At 72.6% G+C, this 13,831-nt stretch carries 13 protein-coding genes and 2 pseudogenes; 8 read left to right on the top strand and 7 right to left on the bottom strand.

Translation table 11 applies throughout. The features are described 5' to 3' along the window. The first annotated feature begins 120 nt into the window (after positions 1-120). Entirely contained in the window at positions 121-753 is a 633-nt protein-coding gene (locus AQJ91_RS30355; RefSeq protein ID WP_234383084.1) for a DUF2461 family protein, read from the top strand. Here the strand turns inward: AQJ91_RS30355 and AQJ91_RS30350 are convergent. Continuing rightward, a complete protein-coding gene (locus AQJ91_RS30350) occupies positions 750-1,790 on the bottom strand; it encodes a phosphotransferase (protein ID WP_067027883.1) in 1,041 nt (346 codons plus the stop codon). The two genes, AQJ91_RS30355 and AQJ91_RS30350, sit on opposite strands and share 4 nt — an antisense overlap. 259 nt (positions 1,791-2,049) lie before the next feature. On the opposite strand from AQJ91_RS30350, the gene AQJ91_RS30345 reads away from it, so the two are divergent. The 6 genes and pseudogenes from AQJ91_RS30345 (at position 2,050) to AQJ91_RS30325 (ending at position 7,520) form a co-directional block, all read left to right on the top strand. Then, positions 2,050-4,110, top strand: a complete 2,061-nt coding sequence (locus tag AQJ91_RS30345) for a xanthine dehydrogenase family protein molybdopterin-binding subunit (RefSeq protein WP_079085305.1) — start codon at positions 2,050-2,052, stop codon at positions 4,108-4,110. Between the two features lie 10 nt (positions 4,111-4,120). Then, positions 4,121-4,576 carry a (2Fe-2S)-binding protein gene (locus tag AQJ91_RS30340; protein ID WP_067027879.1) on the top strand — a complete coding sequence of 152 codons (456 nt, stop codon included), beginning with the start codon at positions 4,121-4,123 and terminating at the stop codon, positions 4,574-4,576. A gap of 115 nt (positions 4,577-4,691) precedes the next feature. Beyond that, positions 4,692-5,183, top strand: a pseudogene (locus AQJ91_RS56195) (RICIN domain-containing protein); the annotation flags it as partial. A 45-nt stretch (positions 5,184-5,228) separates the two neighbouring features. Continuing rightward, entirely contained in the window at positions 5,229-6,107 is an 879-nt protein-coding gene (locus tag AQJ91_RS56190; RefSeq protein WP_407696951.1) for a pectate lyase, read from the top strand. A gap of 210 nt (positions 6,108-6,317) precedes the next feature. Next, entirely contained in the window at positions 6,318-7,211 is an 894-nt protein-coding gene (locus AQJ91_RS30330) for a fructosamine kinase family protein (protein WP_067028033.1), read from the top strand. A gap of 21 nt (positions 7,212-7,232) precedes the next feature. Further along, positions 7,233-7,520, top strand: a complete 288-nt coding sequence (locus AQJ91_RS30325) for a hypothetical protein (protein ID WP_067027875.1) — start codon at positions 7,233-7,235, stop codon at positions 7,518-7,520. Here the strand turns inward: AQJ91_RS30325 and AQJ91_RS53890 are convergent. From AQJ91_RS53890 to AQJ91_RS30300, 5 genes are all read right to left on the bottom strand, one after another. Then, on the bottom strand, positions 7,490-7,978 hold the full coding sequence (locus AQJ91_RS53890; protein ID WP_159054687.1) for a hypothetical protein: 489 nt from the start codon (positions 7,976-7,978) through the stop codon (positions 7,490-7,492). The two genes, AQJ91_RS30325 and AQJ91_RS53890, sit on opposite strands and share 31 nt — an antisense overlap. Before the next feature lie 145 nt (positions 7,979-8,123). Further along, positions 8,124-9,311, bottom strand: coding sequence for a CaiB/BaiF CoA transferase family protein (locus AQJ91_RS30315; RefSeq protein WP_067027870.1), 1,188 nt, complete (start codon positions 9,309-9,311; stop codon positions 8,124-8,126). A 146-nt stretch (positions 9,312-9,457) separates the two neighbouring features. Beyond that, positions 9,458-9,919: a MarR family winged helix-turn-helix transcriptional regulator gene (locus tag AQJ91_RS30310; RefSeq protein WP_067027868.1), complete on the bottom strand. Its 462-nt coding sequence runs from the start codon at positions 9,917-9,919 to the stop codon at positions 9,458-9,460. 202 nt (positions 9,920-10,121) lie between these two features. Then, positions 10,122-11,111: a helix-turn-helix domain-containing protein gene (locus AQJ91_RS30305; protein ID WP_067027865.1), complete on the bottom strand. Its 990-nt coding sequence runs from the start codon at positions 11,109-11,111 to the stop codon at positions 10,122-10,124. Between the two features lie 256 nt (positions 11,112-11,367). After that, positions 11,368-12,342 carry an alpha/beta hydrolase gene (locus tag AQJ91_RS30300; protein ID WP_067027863.1) on the bottom strand — a complete coding sequence of 325 codons (975 nt, stop codon included), beginning with the start codon at positions 12,340-12,342 and terminating at the stop codon, positions 11,368-11,370. Between the two features lie 139 nt (positions 12,343-12,481). On the opposite strand from AQJ91_RS30300, the pseudogene AQJ91_RS52525 reads away from it, so the two are divergent. Beyond that, positions 12,482-12,598 (top strand): annotated as a pseudogene (locus AQJ91_RS52525) (TerC family protein); the annotation flags it as partial. A gap of 95 nt (positions 12,599-12,693) precedes the next feature. On the opposite strand, the gene AQJ91_RS30295 reads toward AQJ91_RS52525, so the two are convergent. Further along, positions 12,694-13,692 carry an FkbM family methyltransferase gene (locus AQJ91_RS30295; RefSeq protein WP_067027862.1) on the bottom strand — a complete coding sequence of 333 codons (999 nt, stop codon included), beginning with the start codon at positions 13,690-13,692 and terminating at the stop codon, positions 12,694-12,696. Positions 13,693-13,831 lie beyond the last annotated feature (139 nt).

The raw sequence follows: 13,831 nt of genomic DNA, 5'->3' as shown, positions 1-13,831 counted from the left end.
CTTGCTGTCGCACCTTAGGTCAGGAGCCGGTGGGGCGTCCAGAGGTCGGTGAGGGACAGGTTCACCGCTGCGACGACTGCTCCCCGGCGCCCCTGACGGCACGTGGGGTAGCGTCGCCGCATGGACGGACGCTTCACCGGCTGGCCCGAGCAGGCCATGGACGTACTGCTCCAGTTGCAGGGCGAACCGTCCCAGGCGGTACGTGAGCGGTGCCGGGCGGACCGTGAACGTCTCGTCCGGCAGCCGATGATCGCGCTGCTGAACGACGTGGCGGACGCCGACCCCCGCTACGAGGACTTCTCCGTCTGGCACTACCGCACGAACTCCTGGTGGTGGCAGCATCAGAGCGCGGTGATCCGGCTCGGCCGCAAGGTCGAGATCGGGCTGCGGTTCGCCCTGGACGGCCTGCGCGTCCAGGGCGCCTGGTGGTATCCCGACCCCGGCCAGGTCGACCTGTTCCGCAGGGCCGTCGCCGCCGAGGGCAGCGGCCGTGAACTGGCCGCCGCCGTCGCGGAGTTGAGTGAGAAGGGCTACGACATCTCCGGCGACGTCATGCGGCGCGTCCCGCGCGGCTACCCGGCCGACCACGCCCGAGTGGACCTGCTGCGCCACCGCTCACTGATCGCCGCCCGCTCCCTCGACGGCGACGGCACCCCACACACCGCCCAGGCCGTCGACGACGTCCGCACGGCCGCCGGTGACCTCGACGCGATGCTGACCTGGCTGGTCCGCCACCTGACGCGTCCTGGCTAGAGCGGCGGCTGTTCGAGGAGTTGCAGGAGCCAGTGGGCGCTCGCCTCCGCTCCCGCTCCCGCCGCCCCGGCCGCCTCCGGGAACAGGCGGCCCCAGGAGTCGGCACGGCACAGGGCACCGAGCCGCCACGCCAGTGGCACCGCGCGGCGCAGGTCCGCCGGTGTGCGGCCGTCGCCGGTCCAGGGTTCCAGGTAGGCGTCCCGGAGACGGGGGAGTACGCCGGGGCCGTAGCGCTCGCGGGCGGTGCGGCCGATGACCAGGAAGCTGCACAAGGGATGGGTGACGGCGGCGTCGCCCCAGTCGAAGAAGGTGAAGCGGCCCGGCACCGGGTGGAACAGCTGGCCCTCGTGCAGATCGGAGTGGTCGAGGGAGTCGGGGACGCCCACGGCGGCGAGCTCCGCGCACCAGTCGGCCAGGCGTGGACGGAGGGCGCGCAGTCGCTCCCGGTCGGCCCCCGACAGCACGGTGTTGGCGGCGACCGCACGGTCGAAGACCTCGGGCAGGGTGGCGGTACGGGCGCCGGGGACACCGAGCAGCTCGATCTCGTCGGCGTACGGAACGAGCGCCCGCTGCAGGCTCGCGTACCGGCGCAGCGGCTCCTCCCAGGCGTGCGGGTCGGTCGGCCCCCGGTCGAGCACGTCCCGGAAGAGCTCCCCGCCGTCGGGCAGCAGGGACCAGCTGCGGTCGGCGTCCACGGCGAGCGGCGTCAGCACATGCTCCGGCACCCAGCGGGACAGTGCCCAGGTCAGGCCCGCCTCGAAGGCACTGGCGGGCGGATTGGCCTTGAACCACACCGTGTCGTGGACCCGGCCGTTCCCGCCGCCGGACGGCCTGCCGTCCCCTTCGACCGACAGGCGGACCAGGACGGACCACGGCCGCAGCCGCACACTCCGTCGCCCTGTCACCCGCAGCCCGTGCGCGGCGAGTTCGTCCGCCGCCCAGCCGAGGGCGGCATCCCGCCAGGCGTCCCGCTCCCAGGGAGTCGTCGCGTCGGGGTACTGGCCCCGGTCCACGACCGTCGGCGCGTCTTGTCGCATCGCGCCATCCCAGCACCGTGACGGCCGGTACGCCACCGAATTCCCCCGCGGGGACCGCATGACGATCGTCTTCGTCCCCGGCGTGCCCCGGTGTACCGCTCGACGAGCCCGGGCGGGCCGCGTTCTACGGTGGGGACTCCCGCGGATAATCGCCCTCGCACGCAACCCTTACGCGCGCCGACCCCTCCTATGAGACGAACCACCCCCGGTTCTCGGAGAGGAGCGTCAGTTGGCCCGTCAGCTGTCCCGCCGGAAGTTCGTGGTCTACACACTGGCGGCGTCCACCCTGACCGTTGCCGCCCCGCTCGGCTGCGGCACCCCGTCGGCGGAGGGCGCCGAGGATGCCGCGTCCGACGTCCTGGTGACCGGCACCGACGAGGAGATGCTGGTCCTGGAGGTGACCCGGGCCAACAAGGTCGTCGTAAGGCTGCCGCGGGTCGAGGTCGGCCAGGGTGTCACCACCGCCGTCGCCATGATGATCGCCGAGGAACTGGACGCCCGGCTCGCCGACGTCGAGATCCCGCTCGCCGACGCCCGCACCGAGGGCAACCAGTTCACCGGCGGCTCGAACTCGGTCAGCTCGCTGTACGGCCCGGCCCGCCGACTGGCCGCCACCGCACGCGCCAAGCTGGTGACCGCGGCCGCGCGGCGCTGGAAGGTCCCCGCCTGGTCCCTGCGCACCGGGAGGACGAGGGTCTTCGCCCCGGACGGCCGTTCGGCCACCTTCGGATCCCTCACCGCGAGCGCCGCCGGAATCACGCGGCCGGCCGTGTCCGCCAAGCCCAAGCCGGCCGCCGAGCACCGGGTGATCGGCCGCCCGACGACCCGCATCGACGCACGCGACATCGTCACCGGCAAGGCCGAGTACACCGGTGACCTGTCGGTGGCCGGAGCCAGACCGACCGTGGTGGCCAGGCCGCCGACGCTCGGCGGGAAGGCCGTCTCGGTCGACGACCGCGCGGCCCGCGCCCTGCCCGGCGTGCACGCGGTCGTCGAAATCGACGGGGGCGTGGCCGTGGTGGCGGACACCTTCCATCACGCCTTCCAGGCCCGGGACGCCCTGAAGATCAAATGGGCGCCGGGCCCGCTCGCGAACCTCTCCGACGCCGCCATCCGCTCCCGGCTGCGCGCCGCCGTCCCGAAACTGGCCGCACCGCCGGGCGGAACGGCGCAGACCGAGGCCGAGTTCGAGTTCGCCTTCGTCAGCCACGCCCCCATGGAGGTGCTGACCGCGGTGGCGGACGTACGCTCCGGCAGCGCCGAGATCTGGTTCTCCTCCCAGTCACCGACGGACGCGCGGGAGAGCATCGCCTCGGCCGTCGGCCTGCCGTCGTCGAAGGTCTGGGTCCATGTCATGCGGGGCGGCGGCTCGTTCGGACGGCGGCTCACCTATGACGCCGCGATCGAGGCGGCCCTGATCTCCAAGAAGGCACGCCTGCCGGTGAAACTGATGTGGAGCCGCACCGACGACATCCGGCACGGCCGGATGCGCCCCGCCACCCACCACCGCATCCGGGCCAGCCACGCCCGCGGCCGGGTGGTCGCCTTCGCACACTCGACGGCCTCGGTGAGCGAGTCGTACGAAGGCCTCTCCGCGCAGGGCGGTGCGCGGGCCGCCGCGGCCCCGCTGCCCAGCGACAGCGGCCTGTACAACTTCGGCCGCCTGAGCGGCGATTCGGGCTCCGTCGACCTGGCGATGCCCCTCGGCGCCTGGCGCTCCGTGGACTCCGGGACCGTGCGCACCGCCGAGGAGATCGTCGTCGACGAGATCGCCCGCACCCTGGGCGAGGACCCGGTCGCCTTCCGCCGTACGACACTCAGGAGCAGGACCGTCAAGGCCGTACTGGACAAGGCCGCGACCGCCGGACGCTGGGGCCGGAGCATGCCGTCGGGCCAGGCCCAGGGGGTCGCCGTGCACGAGGAGTACGGCTCCTGCGTGGCCTGCCTGGTCGAGATCGACGCCACCGACCCGAAGAACCCCCGGGTGACGAAGGTGGTCATGGCGGCCGACGTCGGAACCGCCGTGAACCCGCGCGGCCTCGAGGCCCAGCTCATGGGGACGGCCGTCGACGGCATCTCCACCGTGCTGCGGGCCGGCCTCCACATCGACCGGGGTGCCGTCCGCGAGAGCAGCTTCGCCGACTTCCACTACGCCCGCCAGCGGCACGCCCCACCGCACTTCGAGGCGCACATCATGCCCTCCAAGCGCGACCCCGGCGGCGCCGGTGAACTCGGCGTCCCGGCCGCGGCCGGTGCCGTCGCCAACGCCTACGCCCGGGCCACCGGCACCAAGCCGCGCCGTTTCCCGATCAACTTCTGAGAAGGTTCCGATGCCCTCCTACTCCTTCGTCCTCAACGGGAAGCGGGTCACCGTCGAGGCACCGGCCGACATGCCGCTGCTGTGGGTGCTGCGCGACCTGCTGAATGTCACCGGGCCCAAGTACGGCTGTGGCGTGGGCGCCTGCCGGGCCTGCACCAGCCACCTCGACGGCGAGGAGATCCAGCCCTGCGTCGTCCCCGTCGGCGACTGCGCGGGCCGCAAGGTCACCACCATCGAGGGTCTGGCCGACGGTGACGCACTGCACCCCGTGCAACAGGCCTGGCTGGACTGTGACGTCGCCCAGTGCGGCTTCTGCCAGCCGGGCCAGATCATGGCCGCGGCCGCGCTGCTCAAGAAGACGTCCCGGCCGACGGACGCCGACATCGACCGCATCGAGAACGTGTGCCGCTGCGGCACCTACTCCCGTATCCGCGAGGCGATCAAAAAAGCGGCCGCCGATACGTAATCACGCACGCGGTGAAAAAAGCGAAGATCCACGGCAACCTTTGCGCGACCGGTGGCGACGCACGGGGTGAGGGGCACCCCGACCTCCCGAACCCTGGAACGAGAGCCACCACCACATGGGCACCAGAGCAGCCTCGCGCAGGCAGCACCGCAAGAGATCCGACCGCCGCCGCCACAAGGTGCTGATCGGCGCCGTGGCCACCGCCCTGGTCGGCGGCGGCGCAGCGGTCGTCGCCCTGCAACTGTCGGCGTCCGCCTTCGCACCGGAGGCCGGCACCTACCAGCTGGTCAGCAAGGTGGACGACAGCTGCCTCGGCGTCCCGTCCGCGAGCACCGAGACCGACGTCCAGCTGGCGCAGGCGGCCTGCGGCGGCGGCGCCGAGCAGACCTGGCAACTGACCGAGTCCGGCGACGGGTTCACGGTCGAGGCCCTCCACAGCGGACTGTGCGCCGGGGTGCGGGGCGACTCGAAGTCGGCCGGCACGGCCGTGGAGCAGCAGACCTGCGACGGCGGGGACGCGCAGGTGTGGAAGGTGAGCGCGGCGGGAGACGCCTACCACCTGGTCAACACCCACAGCGGCCAGTGCCTCGACGCCAAGGCGGCCCGGACCCGGCAGGACTCCTGCGACAAGGCGCTCACCAAGAGCTGGACGCTGAAGGCAGCGAGCGGCGTCGCCCCGTCCCCGGCGCCGGACTCGGCATCCCCGTCCTCCTCGCCCTCGCCCTCGAAGTCATCGGCGTCCCCGTCCGCCTCGGCCTCCCCGAGCAAGAGCGCCAAGCCGACCGCGTCGCCGACCCCGAAGGCCACCCGCACCCCGGCGGCCGGCACCAGCACCGTCTCCGGTTCCTGGCCCACCGCCACCGGCGGCATGGCCGTATCCGCGAGCATCGAGGTCTCCGGCAGCTACGACGGCGGCCTCAGGCGCTTCGCCGGCTCCGGAGCCCTCGGCGGCGACGGCCAGGACGAGGACCAGGACCCGATCTTCGAACTCGCCGACGGGGCCACCCTGAAGAACGTGATCCTCGGCGCCCCGGCCGCCGACGGCGTGCACTGTCTGGGCAGCTGCACCCTGGAGAACGTGTGGTGGGAGGACGTCGGCGAGGACGCGGCGACCTTCAAGGGCAAGTCGGCGTCGGCGCGCTACCTCGTCGTCGGCGGCGGTGCGCGCAAGGCCGACGACAAGGTCTTCCAGCACAACGGCGGTGGCACCCTGACCATCAGGGACTTCCAGGTCGCCGACTTCGGCAAGCTGTACCGGTCGTGCGGCAACTGCGAGACGCAGTACGAACGCCATGTCGTCATCAGCAATGTGAGAGTGACCGGCCCTGGCAACTCCGTCGTCGGGATCAACGCCAACTACGGTGACACGGCCGTCCTCTCGGGCGTGACGATCGTCGGTGACAGCGGCCGGGACATCTCCGTCTGCACCCGCTTCCAGGGCAACAGCAGCGGCGACGAACCGAGCGTGATCGGCAGCGGCCCGGACGGCACGTACTGCCGCTACAGCACATCGTCCATCACCTACCGGTGACGCGAAGCCCTCGCCCGGGACGCATCTCGGGCGAGGGCCGGTCCGGCGGATCAGGTCGCAGGAAAGTGGCGGCGACTGATGAACGCCGGTGAGCGGAGCCGAGAGTGGGGGGAGTCGGCGACGGACGACAACGCCGCAGATGTGCGTGCCGGACCCCGCGTCTGCGGCATGATCCGCCGGACAGACCCCAGGGCCCCTACGCTGGGGACCGTGACGTTCCGCACCGACCGCACGCCGCCCCCCGGCCACGACGAGGAACCGGGCGCCACGGCGGCCCGCTTCACCGGGCGCCCCTCGACCGCTGAGCACCGTCTGTCCGGGACGCTCGCCGAAGTCACCCTCGACGACGGCCGGGTGGTGATGGTCAAGCGCGGGGAGGGCGACGGCGCCGCGCGGGCCGAGGCGACGGGGCTGCGCTGGCTGGCCGACGCCGGCACGGTCCGCGTCCCGGCCGTGCACGGCCACGACGGGCAGGTGCTGGTGACCGACCGTGTCCCGTCCGGCCGCCCGAGCCCCGAGGCTGCGGTCCGGTTCGGCCGTGACCTGGCCGTCCTGCACGCCGCCGGAGCCTCCGCGTTCGGTGCCCCGCCGCCCGGCGGCCTCGAGGACGCGTACATCGGGCTCGCCCCGATGCGGAACGTACCCGGCTCCGACTGGCCCCGCTGGTACGCCGAGCACCGCGTCCTGCCGTACCTGCGCCGCGCCGTCGACGCAGGCACGATCCGCACCGCCGAGACCCCCGTCATCGAGCGCGTCTGCGCACGCCTCCCTGAGCTGGCCGGCCCCGCCGAGCCGCCCGCCCGGCTGCACGGCGACCTCTGGAACGGCAACGTCCTCTGGGGCGCCGACGGACACGTCTGGCTGATCGACCCCGCCGCACACGGCGGCCACCGCGAGACCGACCTGGCGATGCTCCACCTCTTCGGCTGCCCCCACCTGGACCAGGTCCTCGACGGCTACCAGCAGACCGCACCCCTCGCCGCCGGCTGGACCGACCGCATCGCCCTGCACCAGCTCTTCCCGCTCCTGGTGCACGCGGTGCTCTTCGGCCGCGGATACGCCGAACAGGCCCTGGCGGCGGCCCGGGCGGCGTCGGCCGGGTGACCGTCCGGCGCGAGCGCCGGCATGCGGACCGTCCTCAAGACGGGCCGGGTCATCGGCCTGCCCATGGCCATCTGGTACAAGAACTACGGACTGCTGCCCAGCGTGCCCGAACAGAAGGGGAAGTGGCGGGTACGCGCGCTGCCCCGGTTCGCGAAGGGCGGCGGGGTGACGGCCGCGCCGGGCGGCACCGGCTGCGGCGTCATCAAGGACAAGGCGGGCGGCCTTCGCGGACCCGCAACTCAACGCCGTCAGGCACGATGCTCCGACCAGCCGATCCTCTACGACGTGCTCGCGGGCAGCCTCCTGTAGTTGCCGAAGAGAAGCTTGGCGACTCCGTCGCGGGTGAGGATGCCGGTGCTCGGCGACGCCTCGTACTGCACGTAGTTGTCGGACCAGGCGGCGCTGTCGCCGATCGTCACGTACCAGTCGAGCTTGAGGTCGTCGTACGTGGCCGTGCAGGTGATCTGCTCACCGCTCTTCGACCGCACGTCGTCGGGGCACTTGGCGGTCGTCGCGCCCTGCGCCGCCGCCATCTTCAGGGTCTTCGCCCGGAGCTCGTACTCCAGCTGATCGACGAAGGGCGCGTCCGCCGCGGGGGAGGCGGTGGGCTCCAGCTCCGGGTCCGTGTCCGGCTGGTCCAGCCGCTGCGGCAGCGGCGTGCTCGCGGGGGCCGCCTCGGTGTCGTCGCCCGAGTCCGCGCCGCCGTCCGCGCACCCCGTGGCGAGCAGACCCACGAGACCGACCGCTGCAATGATCTTCATCCGCATGATCACCACTCTAACGAGCGCGGTGACCCGCCCCCGCAGGTCGGTGACGACTCAACGCGCCTGCGGGACGGGCGACTTCACCGGCGCGTTCGCGATCCGTGTCTCGGCGCGGTGCGAGACCAGCAGACGCCAGGGCGATGCGCGCTCAGATCACGGCGTCCGCGCGCAGCGCCTCGATCTCCTCGGCGTCGCGGCCCAGTTGGGCGAGGATCGCCTCGGTGTGCTCGCCGACCGCCGGCACCGGATCCATGCGCGCGGGCACTCCCGCGAGGTCGGCCGGCGGCAGCAGCGCCGGCACCATGGCCCCGCTCGGCACCGCCACCTCACGCCAGCGGTCACGGCCGGCCAGCACCGGATGGTCGAGGAACGCGGCGACGTCGTTGACCCCGGCGCAGGCGATGCCGAAGCCCTCCAGGTCCTTGAGGATCTCCTCGGCGTCCGAGCGGGCACAGCGCTCGGCGACGATCGCGTTGAGCTCCTCGCGGTGGGCGACACGGTCGGAACCGGTGGCGAAACGAGGATCGCCGGCCAGCTCCGGCCGGCCGAGGAAGTCCGCGCACAGGGCGGCCCATTCACGCTCGTTCTGGATGGAGAACAGCACCTGCCCGCCGTCGGCGGCCGTGAACGCGCCGTACGGTGCGATCGTGGCGTGCTGGGTACCCAGGCGCGGGGGCTGGCCGCCGCCGTAGCGCGTGTAGTAGGCGGGCTGGCCCATCCACTCGGCCAGTGCCTCGAAGAGGGACACCTCCACCGGGTGCACCCTGCCGGTGGTGGCCCGGGTGTACAGGGCGGTGAGGACGCCGGTGTACGCGTACATCCCGGCGGCGATGTCGGCGACGGAGATGCCGACCCGGGCGGTCTCCTCGGCGGTTCCGGTCAGCGACACCAGTCCCGTCTGGCACTGCACCAGCAGGTCGTACGCCTTCCGGTCGGCCCAGGGCCCGGACGTGCCGTACCCGGAGATCGTGCACGGGATCAGCTGCGGCCACCGCTCGGCGAGCGCACCGGCACCGAGCCCGAGGCGGTCGGCCGCGCCCGGCGCGAGGTTCTGTACGAACACGTCGGCGCCGTCCAGGAGTTGGTACAGGATCTCGCGGCCACGCGGATCCTTGAGGTCCAGGGTGAGGGACTCCTTGGACCGGTTGATCCAGACGAAATAACTGGAGCTGCCGTGCACGGTCGTGTCGTACCGGCGCGCGAAGTCGCCGTCCCCCGGCCGTTCCACCTTGATCACCCTGGCCCCGAGATCGGCGAGCTGCCGGGTGGCGTAGGGAGCGGCCACGGCCTGCTCCAGGCTGACCACGGTGATGCCGGACAGGGGAAGCTCCTGCACGCTGGTCCCTCCTGGTGGTCCGTCGCCGGATGACCGACCACTCGGTTGCTGCTCCGCTGCTTTCTACGGCCCGGTCCGCGAGCCTGTCAACGCCACCCGCACTGCTCTGACCTGCGCCGCCGCCGACCGTCGGGGTGTGCCGAGGGTCAGGCGGCGGGTACCCGGAGCGTCTCCACCGCCCGTACCAGCGGGGCGAGTTCGGGGTTCCGCGCGGCCTCGTCGAGCGCCTCGCGCAGCGCCGCCTCGTTCGTGGGGCGGGCTTCCCCGAGCAGCCGGGAGCCCGCCTCCGTGACGTCGGTGTAGATGCCGCGGCGGTCGGTGGGGCACAGGTAGCGGGACAGCAGCCCGCGGTCCTCCAGGCGTGTGACCAGCCGGGTCGTGGCGCTCTGGCTCAGCAGGACGGCATCGGCGACCTGCTTCATCTGCAGATGCCCGCCCTCGCCGTCGTGCTGTCGGCTCAGCACATCCAGCAGGGAGTACTCGCGCACGCTCAGGTCGTGCTTGGCCTGCAGGGCCCGCTCGATGTGGACCTCGATCCTCCCGTGCAGCAGGGAGAGCGCGCACCAGCCCTGCGCGAGGGCGGTGAGTGCGGGGTCTGTGGCCGTCATGGCGCCGGTGTCCTCCGTCCCGAAAGTGCTGGAACCCAGGATAGGCCATCGGTGAAATTTCCAGCGAATGCGCGTATAGCGCGCTTGCAAGCAATTGTCCCGGCCTCGATCCCACGAGGTCGAGGCGGAGTTCCTGAGCCGGTATCCCGTACAGCGGGCGGGCGGCGAGACAATCCTCGAGCTGTGGGTGCCGGCCCCGCCGCTACGGCCGTGCCAGGTGCCGCATCGTCAGTGCCAGCTGAAGCCGGAACCGGCCCTGCGGGGTGCGCACCGGCCAGCCCAGCAGGTGTTCGGCCTGGACCAGCCGCTCCTGGAGCGTGGAGTGGTGGACGTTGCTCGCGGTGGCCGCCGCACGCAGGCTCGCCGTCGACGCGACGGCGTTCAGCGTGGCGAGCAGCCAGGGCGAGGCCGCCGCGGCCGCCTCAAGGGTCTGTACGTCGGACGGGGGCTCGGCACCCGGCCCGACGAGACCGGCGAGCAGGGCGATACCGCCCAGGTCCTCGGCGTGCACCACACGCGGGCCGGGATCCTGCGCGGTGCCCTCGGCGGTGAAACGGAGGGCGGTGCGGGCGGCGGCCCAGGAGTCCGGCAGGTCGAGCACCGCGACGGCGGGCCCGACGCCCACCCGTTCGGCGGGCGGCTCGGGGTCCGTGTGCGTGGCAACGATCCGGGGTCGGCCGTCGACCGGGGCCAGCACGCGTGCCGGTACGGCCGGATCCAGTCCCAGTCGGCGGGCCGCGTGCAGCCGGGCGGCGTCCGGGGCGGTGGCGTCGAGCAGCGTCTCGACCAGGGCCGGATCATCGGCGGGCGCCCGCCCGCGCGTACGGTCGAGCACCAGCCGTACGGCCCCGGCGGCCCGCTCCAGAATCACCGCGTCGACCACACTGGGCCCCGCCCCGGCCCGCTCCAGCCACAGGGCCGGAACGCCGTCCGGGGTCAGCGCGGCGGACGGCCAGGCCGGATCCGGCGGCAGGGCGCTGTCGGAGCGCCGCCCGTCCGCCTCGACGCGCACGGACACCCGCCGCTCGGCATCGACGAGCCGCGCCGGCACCCCGGCCAGCACGGCGGCCCCACGGACCAGCGCCTCCAGCCCGGCGCGCGACTCCGCGAGCCGATCGAAGTAGGCGATGACGCGAACGGCGGCACCGGCATCGGGATCCAGCGCGGTGAGGCGCCCGGCCAGCTCTTTCATAGGCCCATGGTGCGGTATTGGGGTGCGGTTCGAGGAGTGTGTGGGGGCTTTGGATGCGGATGGGGATGAGGTGGGGTGAGGGGCGAGGCGCCGGGAGCGATGCCTGTACACCGTTGACCTGCGAGGTGACCGCGCGCGGCTGTTCACCGAGTGCCTCGATGGGGCCGCTGCCCCTCATGGATTGCCGCTTCCTGAAGAGAGCTCAGCCATCCACCGCGACGCGGGATGCTCCGCGCCCGGTCTCCCCGCCCGCACCTCACCGCCCCAACAACCTCCGCAGCCACCCCACCTGCGCCGCCCGCGCCACCTGCGACAGCGCCGCCTGCGGAGCGAAGCCGTCGAAGCCGTGGAAGCCGCCGGGCCAGACATGGAGTTCGGCCACTCCGCCCGCCTGCCAGATGCGGGTGGCGTAGGTGACGACCTCGTCCCGGAAGGTCTCCGCGGAGCCGACGTCCAGGAAGGCCGGGGGCAGGCCGGTCAGGTCCTCCGCGCGGGCCGGTGCCGCGTAGGCGGGGACGTCGGCGCCGCCCCTGAGCTCGCCGAGCAGCGCGGTCCAGCCGGTCTCGTTGGCCGTACGGTCCCAGATGCCGAGGCCCGCCATCTGGTGGGAGGAAGCGGTGTCGTTGCGGTCGTCCAGCATCGGGCACATCAGGAGCTGGCCGATCGGCTGCGGCCCCTTGCGGTCCCGGGCGAGCAGGGTCAGCGCCGCGCACAGACCGCCGCCCGCGCTGGAACCGGCGAGGACGATCCGCCCCGGGTCGGCGTCCAGTTCCGCAGCGTGCTTCGCGGTCCACTCCAGACCGGCGTACACGTCCTCGATCTGCGCCGGGTACGGGTTCTCCGGCGCCAGCCGGTACTCCACCGACACCACGACCGCGTCCAGTTCCTTCGCCCAGGCCAGCGCGGCGTCCACGCCGAACCGGTTGTTACCGAGGATCAGGCCGCCACCGTGGACGTGGTAGATCACGGACCGCGGGCCGTCCTCCGCCGGGGCGGCGGGACGGCAGACCAGCAGCGATATCTCGGGCGCGCCCTCAGGGCCGGGCACCGCCCGGTCCTCGATCTCGAAGAAGCCGTCCATGGTCAGATCCAGCCCGGCCAGCATCTCGATCCCCGGACCCTGGCGGGCCGCATCGATCTCGTCCGGCGTGATACCGGGAGAGATGACGTCCTTGATGAGCTCCAGGGCGGCGGCGAGCTCGGGGTCGAACGGGGGCGGTACCTGCGTCATGGGTGCTCCTCACACTGGTCGCCCGGGGGGCGCGCGGCGGCTCGTGCGGCCATCATTCGCGCACCGGCGGCCGACCGGGGGTCCGCCGTCCGGCGGAACCTGCCCGCCGTACGGCGGGTGGCCCGGCCATGACCTGGGGCTCTTCGTCTTCGCCCTGATCATGGCGAAGTTCTCGGTGCCCTCCCAGTATCAGCAACGTGTGCTGATGGCCGGCGTGATCACGGCCCTGGTGCTGTGCGCCGGCTTCATCGCGGCGCCCTCCTGATCTGGACCGCGTGGACTGCGAGCCGCCAAGAAGCAGGAGCGGACCGAGAAGGAGCGCGTCGCCCGGAGCGGCGCCGTGAGCGGGGCTCAGCCCGTCTGAGGCGCCGCCTTCGCTCGCGTCATCACGCAGTCGAACTCCACGACCCGCCCGGTGGCCGCCTGGCGCGTCACCGGGTACATCCCGGTGATCTCGAAGCCGCTCTCCTCGTACGTGGCGACCGCCTCGCTCATCCGCGGGCTGCCCTCGTACAGCCGCAGCATCGCGACCTCCGACTGGAGGCCGAGAAAGTCCCCGGCCCGCTCCCCGGCACCGGCGAACACCTCCAGGTCGTAGCCCTGGGTGTCCATCTTCAGGAACGGGCGCGGCTCGGCGATGCCGTCGAGGGCCTTCTCCATGACGCCGTCGAGGCGGCGGATCTCGATCTCCTCCGTGCTGGTCTCGGCGAAGCGCTGGTAGCGGTCGCGGCCGTAGTCGCTGGGCGGCAGGAGTGAGTTCATGGTGTTCCAGCCGGTGTGGATGGTGCTGACCGTGTCCTCGCGGCCCAGGCCCAGGTGGTGGACGTGCCAGTCCTGGTCGTGCTCGGCGGCCTTGCTCAGCCGGGCGTAGGCGTCCGCGGTGGGCTCGAAGGAGACGATCCGGCCGGTGTAGCCGAGGCGGCGCAGCCGCTTGGCGTACTGGCCGGTGTTGGCGCCGACGTCGAAGACACAGTTCACGCCGTAGAGGCCGAGCATCGCGGCGACATGCTGGGCGCACAGATACTCGGCGGCCGCGAGCTGCAGTTTGCGCTCGTCGGCCTCGGCGCGGTCGTCGAGAAGGAGCCGCGCCCCGCTGTCGCCCAGCCGGACGCTGTTCCACGCACCGGCCGGTGCCCGGGTCCCGTCGCGCACCACGACCCAGGCGTCCTTGCCGGCGGCGCTCACCGCGTACCGGCCGTCGTCCCTGGTCAGCAGGTCGGCACCCGGCCCCAGGGAGGTGCGCACCCGGCCACCGCGCCGGGAGACGACCGCGGTTCCCGGTCCGAGGTCCGTCACCCGCAGGCCCAGTCGGGGCATCAGCTCGAGCAGTCTTCGGTAAAAGGTCTGCATTCGGACACCCTTCCAGACATGACAGGAAGTGGTCGCCGCTTTGAACGATTTTGACCCGGTAGAAGAAGAGCCGGAAGAGAGGAAGGGAGGAAGAACGGCAGGCGGCCGGGAGACCGACGTCCCGGCGACGACGCTTGAC

The organism is Streptomyces dysideae (assembly GCF_001514305.1).
Taxonomy (GTDB): Bacteria; Actinomycetota; Actinomycetes; order Streptomycetales; family Streptomycetaceae; genus Streptomyces; species Streptomyces dysideae.
The sequence above is the reverse complement of the archived record's forward strand: the minus strand, read 5'-3'. Positions and strand labels throughout refer to the sequence as shown.